The following is a 20,987-nucleotide window of genomic DNA, read 5'->3' as shown; positions in this document are numbered from 1 at the left end:
CTCCGACAAATGGGTCCGGCGGCATCACGGCCCCTCGCCTTCCAGCGTGCAGATGGCCCGGGGCTCGTCGATGGTGAGCACCAGGCTCTCCGAGAGAAAGAGCTGGTAATGAATTCCGTCGTTGCCGGCGTAGCCGGCCATCAGGTCCTGGCCCACCACGATGCGGCCGACGCGCGGGTCCACCAGCACGCCCCCTTTGATTCCCGCCTTGTAGATTCCTAGCTCGCACAAGCGCTTCAAGTGCTCCACCTGGAGCATGTCGGTGCCTTCGTAGCGGCGGAAAAGGCTGTTGTACAAGGCGGGCTCCAGCGCCAGGGCGTAAGGACCGTACAGGCCGTTCGAATCTAGCGCGTTCACCGCGGCCAGCACATCGTTCAAGGCTTGCTCCAGGCTCTTCCAGTCGCCGCGTTTGACCCGGCTGCGACCCTTGGCGTTCATGAGGCCTTCTAGGTGGAAGCCCTCCTGGCCGTAGTAAATGAACTCTTCCTCGCGCCGGGCGACCGCTTCCGCCGCGGCGGCGAGCGCGTTGAGGTTGAGGGGCTCCCCCATCGTCACGTGGGCTTCCAGCCGGCGCACGCTGAGATCGAACCGCTTGCGGATCATGGGCACGGAAATGGCACGGCTGATCACCGCGCCGGCTTCCCCTTCCGTGGGCTGGCGGCAGTAGTCGTCGGCGCCGATCTCCACCGAAGTGAGCCCGACCCCGTAGGGTCCCTCCAGGTCCAGGAAGCGACGGCCGGTGAGCAGACCCCGCGCGCTCTTGACCGCTTCCTCGTCGATCTTCTCCCACAGGTGGGAAGGAAAAGGGGCCTGATCCCGGTTGAGGTATTTCATTTCACTGACCCTCCCTTTGCTTCAGCGAACCGATGGTGAGCCTCGGGCCCGCCGGGGCCACGTTCGATTTTCCCGTGTTCGCTTCCTCGACTTCCGTAATGGGTGCTTCGGTAAAAAGGTAGGTCTTCAGGTTACGCTCGAAATCGGGATGGTTCCGGCGCAGCCATTCCAGCACCATGCACGCGTGCTCGATCTCCTCCCGCATGTTGTGCAGGAGGATTTCCTTGAGCGCCGGGTCGGCGCAGGCATCGGCCCGTTGCCGGTACCAGTCCACCGCCTCCAGCTCCTCCTGCAGGGAGACGAGGGCGCGGTGAAAGTCCCTGGTCTCCGCCGAGATCTGCTCCAGGGGCTCGTGGTAGCCCGCACTGCTAACTGCCATGGATTTTCTCCTTTCCGCCTTTTGGCCTCACAAGCCGTAAGCCATGCGCAGCAGGGTGAGGGGATGGGTGGGCTTGCGGCCGTCCTTGAGCCCGTTTTCGATCTGGTGCCCGGCGATCGGACAGTCGCTCGCGTAGTAGTCCGGCGCCTTCTGCCGCACCCGGTTCATCACCGGGCGGCCGATCTTCATGGACGTCTCATGAAATTCGCTTTTCACCGCATAGGTCCCGTCGTGGCCCGAGCAGCGCTCGATCAGGTCCAGCTCAGTGCCCGGGACCAACTGGAGGATCTCCCGGGTCTTGAGACCGATGTTCTGCACCCGCAGGTGACAGGCGGCATGGTAGCTCACCTTGCCCAAGGTGCGCTGGAAATCCAGCTTGAGCTTGCCCTCCTTGTGGCGCAGAGCCAGGTATTCGAACGGATCGAAGATCCGCTCCCGCACCCTCATGACGGCCTCGTCCCCCGGGAACATGAGGGGCAGCTCCTGCTTGAACATGAGCACGCAGGAAGGCACGGGCGCCACCACGTCCCACCCCTTCTCTACCATCTCCAGCAGGGCCGGGACGTTCGCCTCCTTGGCCCGGGCGACGGATTCCAGGTCTCCCAGCTCCAGCTTCGGCATGCCGCAGCAGCGCTCGCGCCCGACCAGGGTGAGGGCGATGCCGTTGTGTTCGAACACCTTGACCAGGTCCTCGGCGAGCTGGGGCTCGTTGTAATTGCCGTAACAGGTGGTGAACAAAGCCACCCGTCCGCGGGTACGGCCCGCAGCCTCGGGCTGTGCCACCGGGCTCGCGCGGCCCTTGAGCCTCCGCCGCGCCGTGCGCCACTGATACTCGGGCAGCAGAGCGTCCCGGTGGATACCTAAGGTTTTCTCCAGGGCCTTGCGCAGGCTCGGGCTCCGGTTGGCCGCGTTCACCGTCTGGGCCACCACGGGAATCGCGGCGAGTTTGCCCACCGCGTCGGTGGCGGAGAGCACCCGGTCCCGGAAGCGGGTCTTGCCGTTTTTGAAGCGCAACGCCTTGGCCCGCAGCATCAGGTGAGGAAAGTCCACGTTCCACGGGTGGGGCGGCACGTAGGGGCATTTCGTCATGTAGCACAGGTCGCACAGGTAGCAGTGGTCGACCACTTTCCAATAATCTTCCTTCGCCACCCCGTCCACTTCCATCGTCTCCGACGCGTCCACCAGGTCGAACAGGGTCGGAAACGCGTTGCACAGGCTCACGCAGCGCCGACAGCCGTGGCAGATGTCGAACACCCGCTCCAGCTCGGCGAACAGCGCCTTCTCGTCGTAGAACTCCGCCTCGCGCCACCTCAAGGGGTGCCGGGTGGGCGCTTCCAGGCTACCCTCGCGGGGACTTTCGACCGGCGTAGGCATGATACGGGAACTCCTTTGGCTGGCTGATTCTCGGCTGGCAAGGAGCAGGCGCTTAGCCCAAAAATCAGGGCCGGAGGACCGGCCCTGATTCCGGCGCCGTGCGTACGTTTACTGGCCCAGTGTATCCAAGGCCTTCTGGAACCGGTTGGCGTGGGAGCGCTCGGCCTTCGCCAGCGTTTCAAACCAGTCGGCGATCTCGTCGAAGCCCTCTTCCCGGGCGGTCTTAGCCATGCCGGGATACATGTCGGTGTACTCGTGGGTCTCGCCCGCGATGGCCGACTTCAGGTTATCCGGCGTGGGGCCGATGGGCAGATCGGTGACCGGGTCACCGCACTGCTCCAAGTATTCCAAGTGGCCATGGGCATGACCAGTTTCACCCTCCGCCGTGGAGCGGAACACCGCAGCCACGTCGTTGTAACCCTCCACATCCGCCTTGGCGGCAAAGTAGAGGTAACGCCGGTTGGCTTGGGATTCGCCGGCAAACGCGTACTTCAAGTTTTCGTGGGTTTTGGATCCTTTGAGTTGCATGGACGCTCTCCTTTCTTCGAGTTGAAGGGCCAGAGCAGTCTGCCCGAAGACCTAATTTCGGACTGACCGCTTTTAGCCCAAGGTTAGATTTTAGACTTAGTCTAATTTACGACATCAGTACTGTCAACGGTCGTCTTCGTGACGGCGATAACTCTTCGCGCTTTCTTTCTAAGAGAAAAAGCGATGAGCGGAGCCCGTCGGGCACTCTCGATCCAACGTTCAGGAGCTTGAACGAGCCCCCACGCCCGGGCCTGTCAGACTCCGCCCGGCTCCTCCGCCAGGGCCGGCATGGGTCGGCGGCGCAGCCGGGGTCGCCGGCGGGCCCGCGGCGGCTCCAGGTAACGGGCCAGCTCGGTGAGCGCCTGCTGGTAGACCGAGCGCTTGAACTCGACCACGGCGTCCAGGGGACCCCAATACTCGTACCAGCGCCAGGCGTCGAATTCCGGGTGATCGGTGGCGCGCAGGCACACGTCGCAATCCCGGCCCAGGAACCTCAACAGGAACCAGATCTGCTTCTGTCCCCGGTAGTGGCCTCGCCAGTCCCGGCGCAACCACTGGGCCGGCACGTCGTAGCGCAGCCAGTCCCGGGTGCGCCCCAGGATCCGCACGTGCTCGGGGCCTAGGCCCACTTCCTCGCGCAGCTCCCGGTACATGGCCTGTTCGGGGGTCTCCCCCGGCTTGATCCCGCCTTGCGGGAATTGCCAGGAATGCTGCTTGACTCGCTTCCCCCAGAAGACCTCGTTCTTGGCATTGAGCAGAATGATTCCAACGTTGGGGCGATATCCATTTCGGTCGATCATGGCCATCACCCGTACAATTTCATGAACCGATTCGATTTTTTCACATTTCGAAAAGCAAGGAAAGCGGCTTTCGCAAATCGCCGCCCGCCCCGGGGACGGCCTGACAGGCTTGTGTCTTCCCCTGTAGAATTTTTCTTTTTTACCGACGGACTTGCAGTATGCGGGTATCCCGATTCTTTCTTTCCACGCTCAAGGAGGCCCCCGCCGAGGCGGAAATCGTCAGCCATAAGCTGATGCTGCGCGCGGGGCTCATCCGGCGCCTGGGCAGCGGACTCTACACCTGGATGCCCCTGGGGCTGCGGGTGCTGCGTAAGGTGGAAGCCATCGTGCGGGAGGAAATGAACGCGGCCGGCGCCCTCGAGCTGCTGATGCCCGCCGTGCAGCCCGCCGAGTTGTGGCAGGAGTCGGGCCGCTGGGAGGCCTTTGGCCCCCTCATGCTCAAGATCAAGGACCGCCACCAGCGGGACTTCTGCTTCGGCCCCACCCATGAGGAGGTGATCACCGACATTGCGCGGCGGGAGATCAAGAGCTATCGCCAGCTTCCGGTCAACTTCTACCAGATTCAAACCAAGTTCCGGGACGAGATCCGCCCCCGCTTCGGCGTCATGCGGGCCCGGGAATTTCTCATGAAGGACGCCTACTCTTTTCATGCCGATCGGGCGAGCCTGGAGGCCACCTACCGGCTCATGTACGACGCCTACAGCCGAATCTTCGCTCGCCTTGGGCTAACGTTCCGGGCAGTCGCCGCCGATCCCGGCGCCATCGGCGGCAGCGCGTCCCATGAGTTCCACGTGCTGGCCGACGCCGGCGAGGACGCCATCGCCTACTGCCCCGATTCCGACTATGCGGCCAACGTGGAACTGGCGGAGGCGCTTCCGCCGGCCGAGCCCCCTCCCCCCCCCACCCAGCCTATGACCCGGGTGCCCACCCCCGGCCGGCACAGCATTGAGGAAGTCGCCGCCTACTTGCGAGTGCCGCCGCGGAACATCCTGAAGTCCCTGCTTGTCGTCACTCGGGACGGGAAGCCCTATCTGCTCTTGCTGCGCGGCGACCACACGCTGAACGAAGTGAAGACCGCCAAACATTTCGCCTGCCGGGGCGGGTTCCGCTTCGCCGCCGAGGCCGAGATCCGGGAACGCTTCGGCTGCGGGGCGGGGTCCCTCGGCCCGGTGGACGCCCCGGTGCCTATCGTGGCCGACCGTTCGGTCCTGGCCATGGGCGATTTCGTCTGCGGCGCCAACCAGGACGGCTACCATTACACGGGGGTCAATTTCGGCCGGGATCTCCCGGTTCCTGAAACCGTAGCCGACCTGCGCAACGTGGTGGCCGGGGACCCGAGTCCCGACGGCAAAGGACGGCTGGAGATCGTGCGGGGCATCGAGGTGGGCCACATCTTCCAGCTCGGCACCAAGTACTCGGAAGCGATGAACGCCACCTTCCTGGACGAGACCGGGCAGAGCCGACCCATGGAGATGGGCTGCTACGGGATCGGCGTGTCCCGGATCGTGGCCGCCGCCATCGAGCAGAACTACGACGAGCGGGGCATCATCTTCCCCGCCCCCATGGCGCCCTTCCAGGTGGCGCTGGTAGCCCTGGGGCTCGCCCGCAGCCCGGGGGTGCGGGAAACCGCCGAGCGCCTGCACGCGGAATTGGAGGCGGCGGGGGTAGAGGTCCTCTTCGACGATCGGGACGAACGTCCTGGCGTGATGTTTGCAGACATGGAGCTGATCGGCATCCCCCACCGGGTGGTGGTGTCCGAGCGGGGCCTGAAACAAAGCAGCATCGAATATCAAGGGCGGCGCGACCCGGAGCCCCAGCCCGTCCCCCTGCCCTCGGCCAAGGAGTTTTTAAAATCAAAGGTATCCGCCTCGCTTCGGTCCTCCTGAGCGCGTGCCTGCCCGCCCTGGCCTGGGGCGGGGACCAGCGCTACGAGCCCCTTTCGGCCAGCGTGCGGGCCGCCCTCCACCGGGCCGTCTCCGACCGGGCGGTACAGCGCGCCGCGTTCAATTCCGACGCGGAAGGGCAACGGTGGCTGGCCGAGATGTCCCGGCGCCTCGAGCGCCACTTCCCGGAGCCGCGCGCCCGGGAGGACTTCCTGCGCACCGTCCACTACGAAGCCACCCGGGCCGGTCTCGATCCTCAGCTCGTTCTGGCGGTGATCCAGGTGGAGAGCGGCTTCCGCAAATACGCTGTCTCTTCCGCTGGCGCCCGGGGCTACATGCAGGTGATGCCCTTCTGGGTGAAGGAAATCGGCGCGGAGGAGCACAACCTCTTTCACCTGCGGGTGAACCTCCGCTACGGCTGCACCATCCTGCGCCATTACCTGGACTTGGAACAAGGGGACCTCTACCGGGCCCTCGGCCGGTACAACGGCAGCCTGGGCAGGCCCGAATATCCCAACGCGGTGCTGGAAGCCTGGAGAAGAGCCTGGTCTTATCCGGGAACGACTGCCGGAATGCCTTCCCAGGACCGGGAGGGCTAAACCCGCCTGCAGGCATTCAGGCGGATTCCCCGCGGCTGCGGCGCTTTCGGGCAAGACGAAACACCGTCAGCCAACGCCACGTTTGGTGGACCAGGAAATAACCGGCGGCGCCAGCCGTGAACGGATTGGTGACCAGGGTGCTCATAGCGGCCACCGGCAGGTTGACCCTGAAGCATATCGCGGCCACCGCAGCGCCCAGAATCTGGCCCACGGGGATCAGTAATCCGAAAAAAAACCCCTACGGCGACCCCGCCCGCGACGGTGCGGCGATTGGATTGAAATGCCACAGTTGAGGATGGGACAGCGCGGGGGCAGGGGCTTCAGCCAGCGGTTCTGCCGCAAGCTTTCCGCGGTGGGAAACCGTGCCTTAAGCCAGCGGCGCACGGGCTCCCTTTCCAAGACATCGCACCCGGCCCGTGGCCCCTCCGATGCGGGACCCGGGCGTACTCGGGGCAACGATGGTCAACCCGCTCAGGCCCATCGGCTTGCGGGCGCACCGAACGTTCCCGCGCCGGACAACGGGACGATGAACGCCGGGCGCCTTGCAAATAGGTTGCTTCAGCATGCCCTTATAATAACAAGCCAACCGCTGCCTGAATTGATCGGTCAAGCATGCCTTCGCGCGACATCCTGGTCCTCTATTACAGCCGTCACGGCGCCGTACGGCAGATGGCCCGGTTCGTTGCGCGAGGGATCGAGCAAGTGCCGGGCGTGCAGGCCCGCCTGCGCACGGTGCCCCGGGTTTCCCCGGTGTGCGAAGCGGTGGAAGCCCCGGTGCCCGAATCCGGCGCCCCTTACGTGGCGCTCGCCGACTTGGAGCAGTGCATCGGCCTCGCCCTGGGCAGCCCCACCCGGTTCGGCAACATGGCCGCGCCCCTCAAGCACTTTCTCGACGAGACCTCAGGGCTCTGGCTGCGGGGAGCTCTCGCGGGCAAGCCCGCGGCGGTGTTCACCTCTACGGGAAGCCTGCACGGGGGCCAGGAGACAACGCTTCTTACCATGATGCTGCCCCTCCTGCACCACGGCATGGTGCTCCTCGGCCTGCCCTACACCGAGCCGGACCTGATGAGCACCGACGCGGGCGGAACCCCCTACGGGGCGAGCCACGTGGCCGGCCCGGCCGACGACAGGCCGCTCACCGAGGCCGAGCGCCGGCTGTGCATGGCCCTGGGCCGGCGGCTTGCCGAGACCGCGGTCAAGCTGGCACGATGATCGCCTAATGAGCGTCCTCTAAAGCCTGACGTAAGCTCAATAAACCCAGGGCTATAGCTGCGGGTGGGCCCGCTCGCCGGGCGCCTGGAGCCGATTGAGGGCGTGGATATAGGCCTTGGCGGAAGCGACGATGATGTCGGTGTCCGCTCCCTGGCCGTTCACGATGCGCCCGCCCTTCTGCAACCGCACCGTGACCTCCCCCTGGGCGTCGGTGCCGCTGGTGATGGCGTTCACCGAGTAGAGTTGCAGCTCCGCGCCGCTCTTGACGATGGACTCGATCGCCTTGAACGTGGCGTCTACCGGGCCGCTCCCCGTGGCCGTGCCCGTGCGCTCCACCCCGTTGTCGGAAAGCATTACCCGGGCGAGGGGGGTTTCCCCGGTCTCGGAGCAGACCTTGAGGAAGACGAGCCGGTAATGCTCCTGGTCCAGGGCGAGGGCCTCCTCGCTCATCAAGGCGTGCAGGTCCTCGTCGAAGATCTCGTGCTTCTTGTCCGCCAGCTCCTTGAACCGGGCGAACGCGGCGTTCAGCACCTCCTCCGACTCGATCTCGATGCCCAGCTCCTTGAGCCGCGTGCGGAAGGCGTTGCGGCCGCTGTGCTTGCCCAGCACCATGCGGTTGGCAGCCCAGCCCACGTCCTCCGCCCGCATGATCTCGTAGGTCTCCCGGCTCTTGAGCACCCCGTCCTGATGGATGCCCGATTCGTGGGCGAAGGCGTTGGCGCCCACGATGGCCTTGTTGGGCTGCACGGGGAAACCCGTGATTCCCGCCACCAGCCGGCTCGCCGGGACGATCTGGGTGGTGTCGATGCGGGTGTCGCACGGGAATATGTCCCGGCGCGTGCGCACCGCCATCACGATCTCCTCCAGCGCCGCGTTGCCCGCCCGCTCGCCCAGGCCGTTGATGGTGCATTCCACCTGGCGCGCGCCGTTGAGCACCGCCGCCAGGGAGTTGGCCACCGCCAGGCCCAGGTCGTTGTGGCAGTGCACCGACCACACCACCTGGTCGGCGTTGGGGATGCGGTTGCGCAACTGCCGGATCAGCGTCCCGAACTGCTCCGGGATGCTGTAGCCCACCGTGTCCGGGATATTGATGGTGGTGGCCCCCGCCGCGATCACCCGCTCCAGGATGCGGCATAGAAAGTCGATCTCGGAGCGGGCCGCGTCCTCGGGGGAGAACTCCACGTCGTCGGAATGCTGGCGCGCCCACTTCACCGCCTTAACCGCCTGCTCCACCACCTGGTCGGGCTCCATGCGCAGCTTCTTCTGCATATGGATGGGGCTGGTGGCGATGAAGGTATGGATGCGCCCCGAAGCCGCCCCCTTGATGGCCTGGGCCGCCTGCTGGATATCGCGCTCCGTGGCCCGGGCGAGCGCGCATACGGTACTGTCCTTGATCGCCTCGGCCACCGCCTTGACCGCCTCGAAGTCGCCCGGACTGGCGGCGGGGAAGCCCGCCTCGATCACGTCCACCCGCATGCGCTCGAGCTGCCGGGCGATGCGTAGCTTCTCTTCCCTGGTCATGGACGCGCCGGGGCTCTGCTCGCCGTCGCGCAACGTGGTATCGAATATGATCAGCCTGTCTTCCATGGCCTCGTCTCCCGTCCGGCTCGGTACGGCACCGCCCGCACGAGCCCGCGTCTATTTTGCCGGCCTTCCCGGGAAAACGGCCAGCGCCGCCGCGCCGTCCCCCGCCCGGAGCTCAAGGGGCGGCCCCGGGCGGCGTCTTGAGGCGGCGGCGCTTGAAGCGCTCCCAGACCCACAGGGCGTAGCCGGAAAGGCTATAGCCGACGAACAGCAGGAACAGCACCGTCGGGGGGTCGCTCGAGATGAGCACGATCGCGAGCACCAGGGCGAGCAGCACGGCGAACGGGACGCTCTTGCGTAGGTTCACGTCCTTACCGCTGTAGAAGCGCAGGTTGCTCACCATGCTCACCCCCGCGAAAACCGTCACGATCCACGCAAGCCACATGACCTCCCGGCCCCTCACGTCGTAGTCGTGCATGATCCACACCAGTCCGGCGATGAGAGCCGCCGCCGCTGGGCTCGGCAATCCCTGGAAGTAGCGCTTGTCCACCACGTCGATGTTGGTGTTGAAGCGGGCCAGCCGCAGCGCCGCGCCGACGCAGTAGACGAACGCGCCCAGCCATCCGAGCTTGCCCAGCCCCTGCAGCGCCCACTCGTACACCACCAGGGCGGGCGCCACGCCGAAGGACACCATGTCGGAGAGGCTGTCGTATTCGGCGCCGAAGGCGCTTTGGGTATGGGTGAGCCGCGCCACCCGCCCGTCCAGGGCGTCCAGCACCATAGCGATGAAGATCGCCACCGCCGAGTGCTCGAAGCGTCCGTTCATCGCCTGGACGATGGCGTAGAAACCAGCGAAGAGAGCCGCGGTGGTGAACAGGTTAGGCAGAAGGTAGATCCCCCGCCGGCGCACGGCAGGGTTGAGCAGGGCCTTGCGGTTCGGGTCGTGGAGCATCGGGCGCTCACCCGCAGCAGTCAAGGAGCCTCGCCATGGCTTCCCGCGGGAGCCGCTGCCCCCGCCAAATCCATCAAAGCTTAACCGAAATCGCCAGCGACGGCATTGCCGCCCGGCGTGACGGGCAACCGGGCGATGACGCTCTTCGCCGCGTAGACCTTGTCGCCGATGCCTACCCGGGGCCGGGCTCCCCGGGGAAGATACACGTCCAGGCGGGAGCCGAACCGAATGAAGCCGTAGCGCTCGCCGCGGCCGAGCCGGGCACCCTCGTCCACGTAGCACAGGATGCGCCGGGCTACCAGCCCCGCCACCTGCACGCAGGTGACGTCGAAACCCTCCGGGGTCTTGAGCCACAAGGCGTTGCGCTCGTTCTCCAGGGAGGCCTTGGAAAGCTCGGCGTTGAAGAACCTGCCCGGGAAGTACCAGCGCTTGACCACCCGGCCGTCCACGGGACTGCGGTTGGAATGGGCGTTGAACACGTTCATGAAGACCGAGATGCGCAGCGCGTCGCGCTCGATGAACGGATCGCGACAGGCCTCCACCGACACTACCCGTCCGTCCGCGGGCGAAAGCACCAGCCCCGCCCCCTGGGGAACGGGGCGGGGCGGGTCGCGGAAGAACTGCAGCACGAAGGCGAACAGCAGCCACAGGGGCGCCGACCATGCCCCCAGCAGGAACGTTGCGGCGAGGGCCGTCGCCAACGTCACGGCGACGAACGGCCAGCCTTCCCGGGCGATGAGGGGATGGGGGTAGTTCATCGGCTCGCCCGCCCCGGAGCGGGCATTCGCGGGCCGCATCCGGGCGGCGCCCTGCGGGTCCCGCGCTTCAATTCTTGCTCTGATCCACCAGGCGGTTCTGCTTGATCCACGGCATCATGTCCCGCAGCTTTTCGCCCACCACCTCGATTGGGTGCGCCTTGCCCATGCGCCGCAGGGCCTTGAGCTTGGGCGCCCCTGCCTGGTTCTCGAGAATGAACTCCTTGGCGAACTCCCCGCTCTGAATTTCCGCAAGGATCTTGCGCATCTCGGCGCGGGTCTGCTCGTTGATGATCCGCGGGCCGCGGGTGAAATCCCCGTACTCGGCGGTGTTGGAGATGGAGTAGCGCATGTTGGCGATGCCGCCCTCGTACATCAGGTCCACGATGAGCTTGAGCTCGTGCAGGCATTCGAAATACGCCATCTCCGGCGCATAGCCCGCCTCGACCAGGGTTTCGAAACCGGCCTGCACCAGGGCCGAGCAGCCGCCGCACAGCACCGCCTGCTCCCCGAAGAGGTCGGTTTCAGTCTCCTCGCGGAAAGTGGTCTCGATCACCCCGGCCCGGCCGGCGCCGATAGCGCAGGCGTAGGAGAGGGCAAGATCCCGGGCCTTGCCGGAAGCGTCCCGGTGCACGGCGATGAGCGAAGGCACGCCGCCGCCCTGGATATAGGTGGAGCGCACCAGGTGGCCGGGACCCTTGGGCGCGATCATGATCGTGTCCAGGTCGGCGCGAGGCTCGATCTGGCCGAAGTGGATGTTGAAGCCGTGGGCGAAGGCGAGGGCCGCCCCCTTCTTGATGTTGGGCTCGATCTCCTCACGGTAAACCCGGGCGTGATGCTCGTCCGGAAGCAGGATCATGACCACGTCCGCGCCCTTGACCGCCTCGGCCACCTCCTTCACCGCGAGCCCCGCGTTCCTGGCCTTGTCCCAGGAAGCACCCCCCCTGCGCAGGCCCACGGTCACCTTCACCCCGGAGTCGTTCAGGTTGTTGGCGTGGGCGTGGCCCTGGGAGCCGTAGCCGACGATGGTGACCTTGCGCCCCTTGATCAGCGACAGATCGGCGTCTTTGTCGTAATAGACTTTCATGGTTTTCCTCTTCGATGGTTGTTGGCGGCCGAACGCCGCGGCCGGCGCGGCGCGGCTCGATGAAACGGGTCGACGATCGGTGCCGTCAAACCTTGAGGATCCGCTCGCCGCGAGCGATGCCCGAGGCGCCGGTGCGCACCGTCTCCAGGATGGCGCTGCGCTCGATCGCCTGCAGGAAGGCGTCCAGCTTCGATCCGGTACCGGTCAGCTCGATGGTGTAGGCCTTGTCGGTCACGTCGATGATGCGCCCGCGGAAGATGTCCGCCATGCGCTTCATCTCCTCCCGGTCCTTGCCCACCGCCCGCACCTTGACCAGCATGAGCTCCCGCTCGATGTGCTCGCCGTCCGACAGATCGACTACCTTCACCACGTCGATCAGCTTGTTGAGCTGCTTGGTGATCTGCTCGATCACGTCGTCCGAGCCGGAGGTGACGATAGTCATGCGCGAGAGGGTGGGATCCTCGGTGGGAGCGACCGTCAGCGACTCGATGTTGTAGCCGCGCGCCGAGAACAACCCAGCCACGCGCGACAGGGCCCCGGGCTCGTTTTCCATCAGGAGGGAGATGATGTGGCGCATTTCGGTAACCAGAAGTCAGAAGACAAGGGACTGGGGCGGGTGGTCGGAATCGCGTTCTCCCATCGTCGTGACCATCGTCGACGATGGCGTCAGACCAGGATCATCTCGGACAGGCCCTTGCCACCGGGCACCATGGGGAAAACGTTCTCAGCCTGGTCGGTGATGAAGTCCATGAACACCAGGCGATCCTTCATGGAGAACGCTTCCCGCAGCGCCCCCTCCACGTCGCCGGGCTTTTCGATCTTCATGCCCACGTGCCCGTAGCTCTCGGCCAGCTTGACGAAATCAGGAAGGGCGTCCATGTAGGACTCGGCGTAGCGGTTGCCATGGAAGAATTCCTGCCACTGGCGCACCATGCCCAGGTACTTGTTGTTGAGGTTCACGATCTTGATCGGCAGGCGGTACTGCTTGCAAGTGGAAAGCTCCTGGATGCACATCTGGATGCTTGCCTCGCCGGTCACGCACACCACCATCGCCTCGGGATGGGCGAGCTGCACGCCTATCGCCGCGGGCAGCCCGAAGCCCATGGTGCCCAGCCCCCCGGAATTGATCCAGCGCCGCGGCTTGTCGAACTTGTAGAACTGGGCCGCCCACATCTGGTGCTGGCCCACGTCCGAAGTCACGTAAGCGTCCCCGCGGGTCACCTCGTAGAGCTTCTCCAGCACGTACTGGGGCTTGATGACCGGGCTCGAGCGGTCGTAGCGCAGGCAGTCCCGGGCGCGCCACAGCTCGATCTGGGTCCACCACGCCTTAAGCGCCTGGGGATCGGGCCGCTCCCGGGTTTCCTTGAGCAGACGCAGCAGCTCCTCCAGCACGTCGCGCACGTTGCCCACAATGGGCACGTCCACCTTCACCCGCTTGGAAATGGAGGAGGGGTCGATGTCGATGTGGATGATCTTGCGCTCCGGGTTGTAGAAGTGCTTGGGGTTTCCGATCACCCGGTCGTCGAAGCGGGCGCCGATGGCCACCAGCACGTCGCAGTGCTGCATCGCCATGTTGGCCTCGTAGGTGCCGTGCATGCCCAGCATGCCGACGAAGAGGGGGTCCGTGGCCGGAAAGCCACCCAGGCCCATGAGGGTGTTGGTGCACGGGAAGCCCAGCAGCCGGACGAATTCCGTGAGGAGCTCCGAGGCGTTGCTCAGGATGACCCCACCCCCGGAATAGACCATGGGCCGCTTGGCCTCTAGGATCAACTGCACCGCCTTGCGGATCTGCCCGGCGTGCCCCTTCACCACCGGGTTGTAGGAGCGCATGGACACGGTCTCCGGGTAGCGGAATTCGCACTTGGCCGTGGTCACGTCCTTGGGGATGTCCACCACCACCGGCCCCGGGCGCCCCGTGGAGGCGATGTAGAACGCCTTCTTGATGGTAATGGCCAGGTCCTTGACGTCCTTCACCAGGAAGTTGTGCTTCACGCACGGGCGGGTGATGCCTACCGTGTCGCACTCCTGGAAGGCGTCCTGGCCGATGGCGTGGGTGGGCACCTGCCCGGTGATGACCACCAGCGGAATGGAATCCATGTAGGCGGTGGCGATGCCCGTGACCGCGTTAGTGACGCCCGGTCCCGAGGTCACCAGGGCGACGCCCACTTTTTCGGTAGCGCGGGCGTAGCCGTCGGCGGCATGGAGCGCGGCTTGCTCGTGGCGTACCAGGATATGCTTGACCCTGTCCTGCTTGAACAGCTCGTCGTAAATGTACAGGACCGCCCCGCCGGGATAGCCGAACACGTAGTCGACTTTTTCCTCCTGGAGGCAGCGCACCACGATTTCTGCGCCGGTCAGTTCCATCGGATCTGCCTGAAAAACCTGGTAATCGAGAATAAACGTGAAACGATATCGATAAGAAAAGATCCGGTCAAGCCCGGGGAAGGCAACCACTCCTCCAGGGCAAGGGCTTGCCCGGTCGGGAAATTCCGCCCCCGGCGGGCCCTGCGGGGCCGTTCGGGCACCGACGCCCTGGCCCGGGGCAGTCTCACTGCCATCACGACTTTTTTGCTACCATGGGGCGCCTTTTGTAAGGGTTTCCCGATCTCTTGGTCCACCCCGAGGTTGATGCAAGCTGGCTACCTCCAGGGAACTGTCCGACTTTTTGGCGGGCGTAGAACGCCGCGCCTACAAGCAGGCCCTGTTTGCGGTCAAGAACCAGGACCTGGCACTGGACCTCGTCCAGGAGGCCATGTTGCGGCTGGCCGAGAAATACGGAGAACGCCCGGCCGAGGAGTTGCCCCTCATCTTTCAGCGCATCCTCCAGAACGTTATCCGCGATTCGTTCCGCCGGCAGAAAGTAGCCAGCATGTGGACCACCCTAGCCTCGGCGCTCGTGCCGGGCCGGGACCCCGAGCAGGATCCCCTCGAAACTCTCGAACCCGCTGCAGCCTCCAACGCCATGGAGGGTCCTGCGGAGCGCCTGGAGCGCTCCCAAGTGCTTGCTATCCTTGAGCAAGGCATCCAGAGCCTGCCTGCCCGTCAACGGGAAGCCTTCCTTTTGCGTTACTGGGAAGAGTTGGATGTGGCCGAGACCGCCCGCATCATGGGCTGCTCCCAGGGCAGCGTGAAGACCCACTGTTCCCGGGCGACCCATGCCTTGGCCCAATGGCTGCGGTCCAAGGGCATCGAATTATGAACGACGAGACACGCTTGGCTGGAAAGATCCGCGCGCTGCTCGATGACGGGTTAAAAGACCTGGATCCCGCCGTCGGCGCCCGCCTCGAGCAGGCCCGGGAGCGGGCCATCGCCCGCCACCGGACAACAGAGCCGGCCATGGACCTGGCGGGAGCGGGCCGCGGGCGGGGGTTGGGGCTACCCGGACACTCCCCCTGGCGCTTGTGGAGGTCCGCAGGCGTGGTGGCGGTCGCCCTGGCGGTGGCGGTCGTTTTCTGGTCCCAGCGGGAGAGCCCCCTTGATCCCGGCGAGCTGGACGCTGCGCTGCTCTCGGGCGACCTTCCGGTACGCGCTTACCTCCACCCCCAATTCCCTTCATGGCTCCAGCATTCCGAGCAATAGTCCTGTGGCTGGCATTGCTCGGCGTGTTCTCGAGCCCCTTGACCGCGGCGGGGGAGCGGCAACCCTCCTGGTCGGAGCTGACGCCCAAGCAACGGGAAATCCTGGCGCCCCTGGCCAACGAGTGGGACAGCTTTTCCGACGTGCAAAAGAAAAAGCTGTTGGGCGTGGCGCGGCAATACCCGAAGCTCACCCCGGAGCAGCAGAAGCGACTCCAATCCCGGCTCCTGGAGTGGAGCCGGCTCACCCCCGAAGAGCGGGAGCTCGCCCGCAGGAACTACCAGAACCTCAAGCAGATGCCGCCGGAGAAGCGCCGGGAAATCAAGCGCAAATGGCAGGAATACAGCGAATTCCAGGCAGAGGAGGCCAAGCCGGACGCCGGCGTCCCGCCTGCCTCCCGATAGCCAGCTTGGCGCCTCCCACCCCATGATTCCCACGGCCTACGCCAGCCTCGGGCGCCGGTTTCTGAGCCTCCTCTACGACGGCTTGCTGCTTTTAGCAGTCCTCCTGATCGCGGACCTGGCGCTGCTGCTGGCAGTGCCCGGCGCCCGGGAGCCGGCGCTGCGTCCCCTGACCCAGACCTATCTGCTGGCGGTCTCGGGAGCTTACTTCGTGGGGCAGTGGACCCACGGCGGCCAGACCCTCGCCATGAAAACATGGCGCCTGCGGCTGATGTCCGCCGACGGGGGCCCGGTGTCCGCCCAGCAGGCCGTGCTGCGCTTCCTGACGGCCACCCTCACCCTGCTCCTGCCGGCTTTCCTGTGGGCGCTCCTGGACCGGGAACGCCAGTTCCTCCATGACCGCCTGGCGGGAACCCGGATCGTCCAGGAAAAAGGCTGAGCTGGCCCACGGGCTCCGCGGCCGGCTTACCTCCTCTCCACCCACCACATGGCTGCGAAGGCAAGACCCAGGAACGCCGCGGTTGGGCCCATGCCGCTCAAGGCCGGCGGCCACTCGTTGAGCACTCCCAGGTGGGCGAACAGGCGGTTCAACAAGTGGAAGCCCAGGCCCACCATGATGGCGATGAACACCCGGGCTCCTACCCCGCCGGCACGGCGCTGGTGCTGGGCGAAGGGGATGGCGAGCAACATCATCACCAGCACCGCCCCGGGATACACCACCTTGCGCCACAAGGCGATCTCGAACCGGGTGCTGTTCTGCCGGTTCTCGCGCAGGTGCTGGATGTAACTCCACAGGTTGGCGAGGGTCATTTTGTGGGGATCTACCAGCAGCACGTTGATCACTTCCGGGCTCAAGACCGATCGCCAGCGCTCCTGAGGGAGCCTCACCACTCGGCTTTCCGTTCCCTGGAATTCGGTGCGCACCACGTTGGACAAGGACCACCAGTGATCCCCCAGGTATTCGCCGCGCTCGGCGAAGCTGATGGAGCGCAGGTGAAACCCATCGTCGAACTGGAAGATCTTCACCCCGCGCAGGGAGAAATCCAGGTGCACCTGGCGCACGTTGATGAAGCTGCCCTCGTCCTTGACCCACAAGCCGGAGCGGAATTCCTGTCCCACCACCGTGCTGGTGGCGCGCAGCCGCAGCCGCTGGGCGGCCCGGTCGCTCGCCGGGGCGATGAACTCCCCCACCACCAGGGTGATGAGCGCCAGGGTGAGGCCCGCCAGGCACACCGCCAGGGCCAGCCGGTAGAGGGACACGCCCGAGGCCCGGATCACGGTGAGCTCGGAGTGGGCCGCCAACTGGGAAAGGGCGACCACGGTGCCGATCAGGGCCGCGATCGGGAACAGCTCGTAGGCGTGGCCGGGAACGCTCAAGAGCACGTAAGCCACCGCCTGGGACACCCGGTAGGCGCTCTTGCCCACGTCGCTCAGCTCGTGGATCAAGTCGAAGATGATGAAGAGGGAGATGAGCGCCGCGAACACCAGGCCGGTCGCCAAGTAGATCTCCCGCGCCACGTAACGCCGCAGGACCTTCATGCCCGCAACCGCCCCAGGCTGAACACCGAAAGCCGGCGATAGAAGAAGGCGGCGATGAACGCGAGCATCGCCCCATGCACCCCCCACAACCCCAGGGCCGGATCGATCCGCTGGAACGCCACCCAGACCTGGGCCACGCTCAAGGTGTTGGTGTAGATCATGTAGATGAGGATCGCCATGACCAGGTTGAGGGACCGCCCGGCCCGCGGGTTCACCTGGGCCAGGGGGATCGCCAGGAGGGCAAGCAGCACGGCGCTGATGGGCTGACTCAGCCGCCGCCCCAGCTCCGCGACATGCTCGGGCGTGCGGTTTTCCAGCAGCTCGAGGAAGGGCCGGGATTTGGTGGAAGGCACGGCGGGGCGAGCCTCCGCCTGCTGGATGCGCACCGCGTAGCGGTCGAAATGCATGATCCTGTACTCGGGGGAGCCGGGAGGGCCGTCGAACCGGGCGCCGCTCTCCATGACCAGGAAGCGGTCACCGTTCTCCGCCGTCTCCACCCGGCCGATGCGGGCCACCATCACCGCGACGGTGTCCTTCTCCATCGACTGCACGAACACGTTCTCCACCCGCTGCTTGTCCTGGCTTACGGCCTCGACGAAGAAGACCCGGTCGGCGTGGCGCGATTCCTGGAAGGTGCCGGGACTCACGAGGGAGGCGTCATCCCGGGTGCGGAGGATCTGCCTCAGCTCCTCGCTCTTGGCGATGGCCCAGGGCGAGAGGAAAAGGGCGAGGGCCGCCACAATGCAGGCGATCGGCACGGAAAACAGGAGCACCGGGCGCACCCAGGCGGTCAGGCTCAATCCGGCGCTGAACCACACCACCATCTCGGAGTCCCGGTAGGCTCGGCTCAGGCTCAACAGAATGGCGACGAAGGTGGTGCCGGCGAGCAGCGGCGCGAGATAGCTCAAGGTGCGGAAACCGAGGAGTGCCAACACCCCCTCGGCGGGAATCGACCCGCTAGCGGCCTGGTCCAGCAGGCGGATCACCTGGGTGACCAGGGTGATGGCCAGAACCACCACGAAGACCACGATCCCGGTGGTGGAGAACTCGCGTAAGGCGCTTCGGGTGAAGATCCGCGGCGCGTTCTTTGACTTATACGCGCCTGAGCGGGGATAATTCGGCATTCGCGAAAGACCTAAAAACGCAATCCAGACGAGGAGTTAGTCGTGGAATTTAGCATAAAAAGCGGCGCCCCCGAGAAAAGCCGCACCGCCTGTCTGGTGGTCGGCGTGTTCGAGCCGCACCGATTGAGCGCTCCGGCCCAGGCCATCGACAGCGCCGCCCAGGGCTTTGTTTCCGACATTCTCCGCCGCGGCGATATGGAAGGAAAATCCGGCTCCACCCTGATGCTGCACAAAGTGCCGGGAATCCTGGCCGACCGGGTGCTGCTCACGGGCCTGGGACCGGAGCGGGAGTTCCGGGAAAAGGAGTACCGCAACGCCGTGGCTGCGGCCGTGCGCGCCCTCGCTGAGAGCGGCGCGGCCGAGGCGACCCTATGCCTGCCGGAGGTGGAGGTGAAAAAGCGGGACGTGGCGTGGAAAGTCTCGACGGCGGTCGTGGCGGCCATGGAGACGGCCTACCGCTTCGACCGCTTGAAGAGCAAGCCGGAGGAAGCCCGCCGGCTGCGCAAGCTCACGCTGGCGGTGCCCCGGCGGGCTGACGTGAGCCCGGCAGAAGAAGGCCTGCACCAGGGCCAAGCCATCGCCTGCGGCATGAACTTGGCGAAAGACCTGGGCAACCTGCCGAGCAACATCTGCACCCCCTCCTACCTGGCCGAGCAGGCCACCGGCATGGCCAAGGCCTACGACTTCAAGGTCCAGGTGCTGGAGCGCAAGGACATGGAAAAGCTGGGCATGGGCGCCCTGCTCGCCGTGGCCAAGGGAGCCCACGAGCCCCCCAAGCTCATCATCCTCGAGTACCACGGCGCAGACCGGAAACAGGCTCCCGTCGCCCTGGTGGGCAAGGGCGTCACCTTCGACACCGGGGGCATTTCCATCAAACCCGCCCAGGACATGGACGAGATGAAATTCGACATGTGCGGCGCAGCCAGCGTGCTGGGCACCTTCAAAGCCCTCGCACAACTGCAATTGCCCATGAACGTGGTGGGCGTCATCCCGGCGACGGAGAACATGCCGGGCGGCCGGGCCAGCAAGCCCGGCGACGTGGTGACCAGCCTCTCCGGCCAGACCATCGAGATCCTGAACACCGACGCGGAAGGACGCCTGATCCTGTGCGACGCCCTGACCTACGCCGAGCGTTACAAGCCCGCCACGGTGATCGACATCGCCACGCTGACCGGCGCCTGCGTCATCGCCCTAGGCCATGTGGCGACCGGCCTCTTCAGCAACGACGAGGCGCTCGCCAATGAGATCATCCGGGCGGGCGAGCAAGCCCTGGACCGGGTCTGGCAGATGCCCCTGTGGGAAGACTACCAGGAACAACTCAAAAGCAACTTCGCCGACATGGCCAACATCGGCGGCCGGCCGGCGGGCAGCATCACCGCCGCCTGCTTCCTCGCCCGGTTCACCAAGAAGTTCCGTTGGGCCCATCTAGACATCGCCGGCACCGCCTGGAAGTCGGGCAAGGAGAAGGGCGCCACCGGTCGCCCCGTGCCCCTGCTCACCCAGTTTCTCATCAACCGCGTTACAGAAGCCAGGGGACGGAAAGCCGAAGGAGGAAGATAACTCTCGATGGCAAAGGGCAAAAATGGGTGAATTCTGTCCTCTGAATCCTAGCTTCTGATGACCCAGATCGACTTCTACACCCGCGTCGACGATAAGCTCGCCACCGCCTGCCGGCTGGCGGCCAAGGCGTTCCAGCAGGGCTTGCGGGTGCTGGTGCTGACGCCGGACGGGGAAACGACGGAAAAAGTGGACCGGCTGTTGTGGACCGTGCCTGCTACCGGCTTCATTCCCCATTGCCGCAACGCCAGTCCCCTCGCCGCGGCGACGCCGGTCATCGTGGACCATGCGCCCGAGCCGCTGCCCCACGACGAGGTGCTGATCAACCTGTGTCTGGGGTGGCCGACGTTCTTCAGCCGCTTCCAGCGGCTGGTGGAGATCGTCTCCACCGACGAGGCGGACAGTCAGGCGGCCCGGGAGCGTTACCGCTTCTACCAGCAGCGGGGCTACGCCATCCATCATCACGACCTCTCCGCTTTGAGGGGACGAGACTGAGCTCGCGCCCATGACCGAGGCGTCCCGATCCATCGACGAAACGGACGCGCTGCTCGCCAAGCTGGACGCGCTGCTCGCCAAGCATCGCCCGCGGCAGGCAGAGCCCGCGTCTTCCGAGGACCCGGATCCCTTCCCCCTCCTGAGCGAGGTTCTGGAGGAGCCCGAGCCGGTCGCTTTCGAGGAAAGCGCAGAAGATGAAGAGGGCCTGCCCGTTCTCCGGGAGGAGATTGCCGAGGACGCTTTGCGAGCGGGCGAGCCGTGGGAAAGCCGCATCGCGGGCGTCCTGCGCGCCCATCTGGCCCCGGCGCTCCCCGAAGGGCAGCGGGAAACCCTGATCGCGCAAGCCGCCCGGGCGGTGGCCCTGACCG

At 65.7% G+C, this 20,987-nt stretch carries 23 protein-coding genes; 9 read left to right on the top strand and 14 right to left on the bottom strand.

Annotated elements, in window-relative coordinates; genetic code table 11:
* Positions 1-24: 24 nt before the first annotated feature.
* The 5 genes from ACTFO6_RS00415 to ACTFO6_RS00395 all read right to left on the bottom strand — a co-directional run bounded on the left by ACTFO6_RS00415 (position 25) and on the right by ACTFO6_RS00395 (position 3,915).
* Positions 25-834, bottom strand: coding sequence for a family 1 encapsulin nanocompartment shell protein (locus tag ACTFO6_RS00415; RefSeq protein WP_439932481.1), 810 nt, complete (start codon positions 832-834; stop codon positions 25-27).
* A gap of 1 nt (position 835) precedes the next feature.
* On the bottom strand, positions 836-1,213 hold the full coding sequence (locus ACTFO6_RS00410) for an encapsulin-associated ferritin-like protein (protein WP_439932480.1): 378 nt from the start codon (positions 1,211-1,213) through the stop codon (positions 836-838).
* 27 nt (positions 1,214-1,240) lie between these two features.
* Entirely contained in the window at positions 1,241-2,587 is a 1,347-nt protein-coding gene (locus ACTFO6_RS00405; RefSeq protein WP_439932479.1) for a heterodisulfide reductase-related iron-sulfur binding cluster, read from the bottom strand.
* Between the two features lie 108 nt (positions 2,588-2,695).
* Positions 2,696-3,115, bottom strand: a complete 420-nt coding sequence (locus ACTFO6_RS00400; protein WP_333841629.1) for a rubrerythrin family protein — start codon at positions 3,113-3,115, stop codon at positions 2,696-2,698.
* A 254-nt stretch (positions 3,116-3,369) separates the two neighbouring features.
* A complete protein-coding gene (locus tag ACTFO6_RS00395; RefSeq protein WP_439932478.1) occupies positions 3,370-3,915 on the bottom strand; it encodes an RNA pyrophosphohydrolase in 546 nt (181 codons plus the stop codon).
* Between the two features lie 158 nt (positions 3,916-4,073).
* On the opposite strand from ACTFO6_RS00395, the gene ACTFO6_RS00390 reads away from it, so the two are divergent.
* On the top strand, positions 4,074-5,801 hold the full coding sequence (locus ACTFO6_RS00390; RefSeq protein WP_439932477.1) for a proline--tRNA ligase: 1,728 nt from the start codon (positions 4,074-4,076) through the stop codon (positions 5,799-5,801).
* Positions 5,777-6,397 (top strand): lytic transglycosylase domain-containing protein, encoded by a 621-nt coding sequence (locus ACTFO6_RS00385; RefSeq protein WP_439932776.1) that lies wholly within the window; start codon positions 5,777-5,779, stop codon positions 6,395-6,397. The genes ACTFO6_RS00390 and ACTFO6_RS00385 overlap by 25 nt, the downstream gene beginning before the upstream one ends.
* 16 nt (positions 6,398-6,413) lie before the next feature.
* Here ACTFO6_RS00385 and ACTFO6_RS00380 read toward each other — a convergent pair whose 3' ends face one another.
* Positions 6,414-6,608 carry a DUF2062 domain-containing protein gene (locus ACTFO6_RS00380; protein WP_439932476.1) on the bottom strand — a complete coding sequence of 65 codons (195 nt, stop codon included), beginning with the start codon at positions 6,606-6,608 and terminating at the stop codon, positions 6,414-6,416.
* 401 nt (positions 6,609-7,009) lie between these two features.
* Here ACTFO6_RS00380 and wrbA point away from each other — a divergent pair, with 401 nt between their 5' ends.
* A complete protein-coding gene (wrbA, locus tag ACTFO6_RS00375; protein ID WP_439932475.1) occupies positions 7,010-7,609 on the top strand; it encodes an NAD(P)H:quinone oxidoreductase in 600 nt (199 codons plus the stop codon).
* 51 nt (positions 7,610-7,660) lie between these two features.
* On the opposite strand, the gene ACTFO6_RS00370 is transcribed toward wrbA, so the two are convergent.
* The 6 genes from ACTFO6_RS00370 to ACTFO6_RS00345 all read right to left on the bottom strand — a co-directional run bounded on the left by ACTFO6_RS00370 (position 7,661) and on the right by ACTFO6_RS00345 (position 14,291).
* On the bottom strand, positions 7,661-9,196 hold the full coding sequence (locus ACTFO6_RS00370; protein WP_439932474.1) for a 2-isopropylmalate synthase: 1,536 nt from the start codon (positions 9,194-9,196) through the stop codon (positions 7,661-7,663).
* A 112-nt stretch (positions 9,197-9,308) separates the two neighbouring features.
* Positions 9,309-10,085: a CDP-diacylglycerol--serine O-phosphatidyltransferase gene (pssA, locus tag ACTFO6_RS00365; RefSeq protein WP_439932775.1), complete on the bottom strand. Its 777-nt coding sequence runs from the start codon at positions 10,083-10,085 to the stop codon at positions 9,309-9,311.
* A gap of 80 nt (positions 10,086-10,165) precedes the next feature.
* Positions 10,166-10,882 carry a phosphatidylserine decarboxylase gene (locus ACTFO6_RS00360; RefSeq protein ID WP_439932473.1) on the bottom strand — a complete coding sequence of 239 codons (717 nt, stop codon included), beginning with the start codon at positions 10,880-10,882 and terminating at the stop codon, positions 10,166-10,168.
* 28 nt (positions 10,883-10,910) lie between these two features.
* Entirely contained in the window at positions 10,911-11,927 is a 1,017-nt protein-coding gene (gene ilvC, locus ACTFO6_RS00355) for a ketol-acid reductoisomerase (protein WP_439932472.1), read from the bottom strand.
* 85 nt (positions 11,928-12,012) lie between these two features.
* Positions 12,013-12,504 carry an acetolactate synthase small subunit gene (gene ilvN / locus ACTFO6_RS00350; RefSeq protein WP_333841521.1) on the bottom strand — a complete coding sequence of 164 codons (492 nt, stop codon included), beginning with the start codon at positions 12,502-12,504 and terminating at the stop codon, positions 12,013-12,015.
* An 89-nt stretch (positions 12,505-12,593) separates the two neighbouring features.
* Entirely contained in the window at positions 12,594-14,291 is a 1,698-nt protein-coding gene (locus ACTFO6_RS00345; protein ID WP_439932471.1) for an acetolactate synthase 3 catalytic subunit, read from the bottom strand.
* A 271-nt stretch (positions 14,292-14,562) separates the two neighbouring features.
* Here ACTFO6_RS00345 and ACTFO6_RS00340 point away from each other — a divergent pair, with 271 nt between their 5' ends.
* Genes ACTFO6_RS00340 through ACTFO6_RS00325 form a run of 4 tightly spaced genes read left to right on the top strand, consistent with a single transcriptional unit; the run spans position 14,563 to position 16,343 of the window.
* Positions 14,563-15,126 carry an RNA polymerase sigma factor gene (locus tag ACTFO6_RS00340; RefSeq protein WP_439932774.1) on the top strand — a complete coding sequence of 188 codons (564 nt, stop codon included), beginning with the start codon at positions 14,563-14,565 and terminating at the stop codon, positions 15,124-15,126.
* Positions 15,123-15,506 carry a DUF3619 family protein gene (locus ACTFO6_RS00335; RefSeq protein ID WP_439932470.1) on the top strand — a complete coding sequence of 128 codons (384 nt, stop codon included), beginning with the start codon at positions 15,123-15,125 and terminating at the stop codon, positions 15,504-15,506. The genes ACTFO6_RS00340 and ACTFO6_RS00335 overlap by 4 nt, the downstream gene beginning before the upstream one ends.
* Positions 15,482-15,907 (top strand): DUF3106 domain-containing protein, encoded by a 426-nt coding sequence (locus ACTFO6_RS00330; protein ID WP_439932469.1) that lies wholly within the window; start codon positions 15,482-15,484, stop codon positions 15,905-15,907. The genes ACTFO6_RS00335 and ACTFO6_RS00330 overlap by 25 nt, the downstream gene beginning before the upstream one ends.
* Before the next feature lie 22 nt (positions 15,908-15,929).
* Positions 15,930-16,343 (top strand): RDD family protein, encoded by a 414-nt coding sequence (locus ACTFO6_RS00325; protein WP_439932468.1) that lies wholly within the window; start codon positions 15,930-15,932, stop codon positions 16,341-16,343.
* A 26-nt stretch (positions 16,344-16,369) separates the two neighbouring features.
* Here ACTFO6_RS00325 and lptG read toward each other — a convergent pair whose 3' ends face one another.
* Both lptG and lptF read right to left on the bottom strand, forming a co-directional pair.
* On the bottom strand, positions 16,370-17,443 hold the full coding sequence (lptG, locus tag ACTFO6_RS00320; RefSeq protein ID WP_439932467.1) for an LPS export ABC transporter permease LptG: 1,074 nt from the start codon (positions 17,441-17,443) through the stop codon (positions 16,370-16,372).
* Entirely contained in the window at positions 17,440-18,567 is a 1,128-nt protein-coding gene (gene lptF / locus ACTFO6_RS00315) for an LPS export ABC transporter permease LptF (RefSeq protein WP_439932466.1), read from the bottom strand. The genes lptG and lptF overlap by 4 nt, the downstream gene beginning before the upstream one ends.
* Before the next feature lie 42 nt (positions 18,568-18,609).
* Between lptF and ACTFO6_RS00310 the strand changes: the two genes are divergently transcribed.
* Together ACTFO6_RS00310 and ACTFO6_RS00305 are read left to right on the top strand one after the other, a co-directional pair.
* Positions 18,610-20,127, top strand: a complete 1,518-nt coding sequence (locus tag ACTFO6_RS00310) for a leucyl aminopeptidase (protein ID WP_439932465.1) — start codon at positions 18,610-18,612, stop codon at positions 20,125-20,127.
* Between the two features lie 57 nt (positions 20,128-20,184).
* Positions 20,185-20,619, top strand: a complete 435-nt coding sequence (locus ACTFO6_RS00305; protein ID WP_439932464.1) for a DNA polymerase III subunit chi — start codon at positions 20,185-20,187, stop codon at positions 20,617-20,619.
* Positions 20,620-20,987: the final 368 nt, after the last annotated feature.

Origin of the sequence: Pelomicrobium sp. G1 (assembly GCF_051905455.1) — a bacterium.
Classification (GTDB): domain Bacteria; phylum Pseudomonadota; class Gammaproteobacteria; order Burkholderiales; family UBA6910; genus Pelomicrobium.
The sequence above is the reverse complement of the archived record's forward strand: the minus strand, read 5'-3'. Positions and strand labels throughout refer to the sequence as shown.

Bases quoted from the DNA above. Each gene is read 5' to 3' on its own strand.
- ACTFO6_RS00405 (WP_439932479.1), bottom strand. From the start codon at position 2,587: ATGCCTACGCCGGTCGAAAGTCCCCGCGAGGGTAGCCTGGAAGCGCCC.
- ACTFO6_RS00390 (WP_439932477.1), top strand. From the start codon at position 4,074: ATGCGGGTATCCCGATTCTTTCTTTCCACGCTCAAGGAGGCCCCCGCC.
- ACTFO6_RS00415 (WP_439932481.1), bottom strand. From the start codon at position 834: ATGAAATACCTCAACCGGGATCAGGCCCCTTTTCCTTCCCACCTGTGG.
- ilvC (WP_439932472.1), bottom strand. From the start codon at position 11,927: ATGAAAGTCTATTACGACAAAGACGCCGATCTGTCGCTGATCAAGGGG.
- ACTFO6_RS00345 (WP_439932471.1), bottom strand. From the start codon at position 14,291: ATGGAACTGACCGGCGCAGAAATCGTGGTGCGCTGCCTCCAGGAGGAA.
- ACTFO6_RS00410 (WP_439932480.1), bottom strand. From the start codon at position 1,213: ATGGCAGTTAGCAGTGCGGGCTACCACGAGCCCCTGGAGCAGATCTCG.
- lptF (WP_439932466.1), bottom strand. From the start codon at position 18,567: ATGCCGAATTATCCCCGCTCAGGCGCGTATAAGTCAAAGAACGCGCCG.
- ACTFO6_RS00400 (WP_333841629.1), bottom strand. From the start codon at position 3,115: ATGCAACTCAAAGGATCCAAAACCCACGAAAACTTGAAGTACGCGTTT.
- wrbA (WP_439932475.1), top strand. From the start codon at position 7,010: ATGCCTTCGCGCGACATCCTGGTCCTCTATTACAGCCGTCACGGCGCC.
- pssA (WP_439932775.1), bottom strand. From the start codon at position 10,085: ATGCTCCACGACCCGAACCGCAAGGCCCTGCTCAACCCTGCCGTGCGC.
- ACTFO6_RS00335 (WP_439932470.1), top strand. From the start codon at position 15,123: ATGAACGACGAGACACGCTTGGCTGGAAAGATCCGCGCGCTGCTCGAT.
- ACTFO6_RS00360 (WP_439932473.1), bottom strand. From the start codon at position 10,882: ATGCGGCCCGCGAATGCCCGCTCCGGGGCGGGCGAGCCGATGAACTAC.
- ACTFO6_RS00330 (WP_439932469.1), top strand. From the start codon at position 15,482: ATGGCTCCAGCATTCCGAGCAATAGTCCTGTGGCTGGCATTGCTCGGC.
- ACTFO6_RS00305 (WP_439932464.1), top strand. From the start codon at position 20,185: ATGACCCAGATCGACTTCTACACCCGCGTCGACGATAAGCTCGCCACC.
- ACTFO6_RS00395 (WP_439932478.1), bottom strand. From the start codon at position 3,915: ATGATCGACCGAAATGGATATCGCCCCAACGTTGGAATCATTCTGCTC.
- ACTFO6_RS00325 (WP_439932468.1), top strand. From the start codon at position 15,930: ATGATTCCCACGGCCTACGCCAGCCTCGGGCGCCGGTTTCTGAGCCTC.
- lptG (WP_439932467.1), bottom strand. From the start codon at position 17,443: ATGAAGGTCCTGCGGCGTTACGTGGCGCGGGAGATCTACTTGGCGACC.
- ACTFO6_RS00370 (WP_439932474.1), bottom strand. From the start codon at position 9,196: ATGGAAGACAGGCTGATCATATTCGATACCACGTTGCGCGACGGCGAG.
- ilvN (WP_333841521.1), bottom strand. From the start codon at position 12,504: ATGCGCCACATCATCTCCCTCCTGATGGAAAACGAGCCCGGGGCCCTG.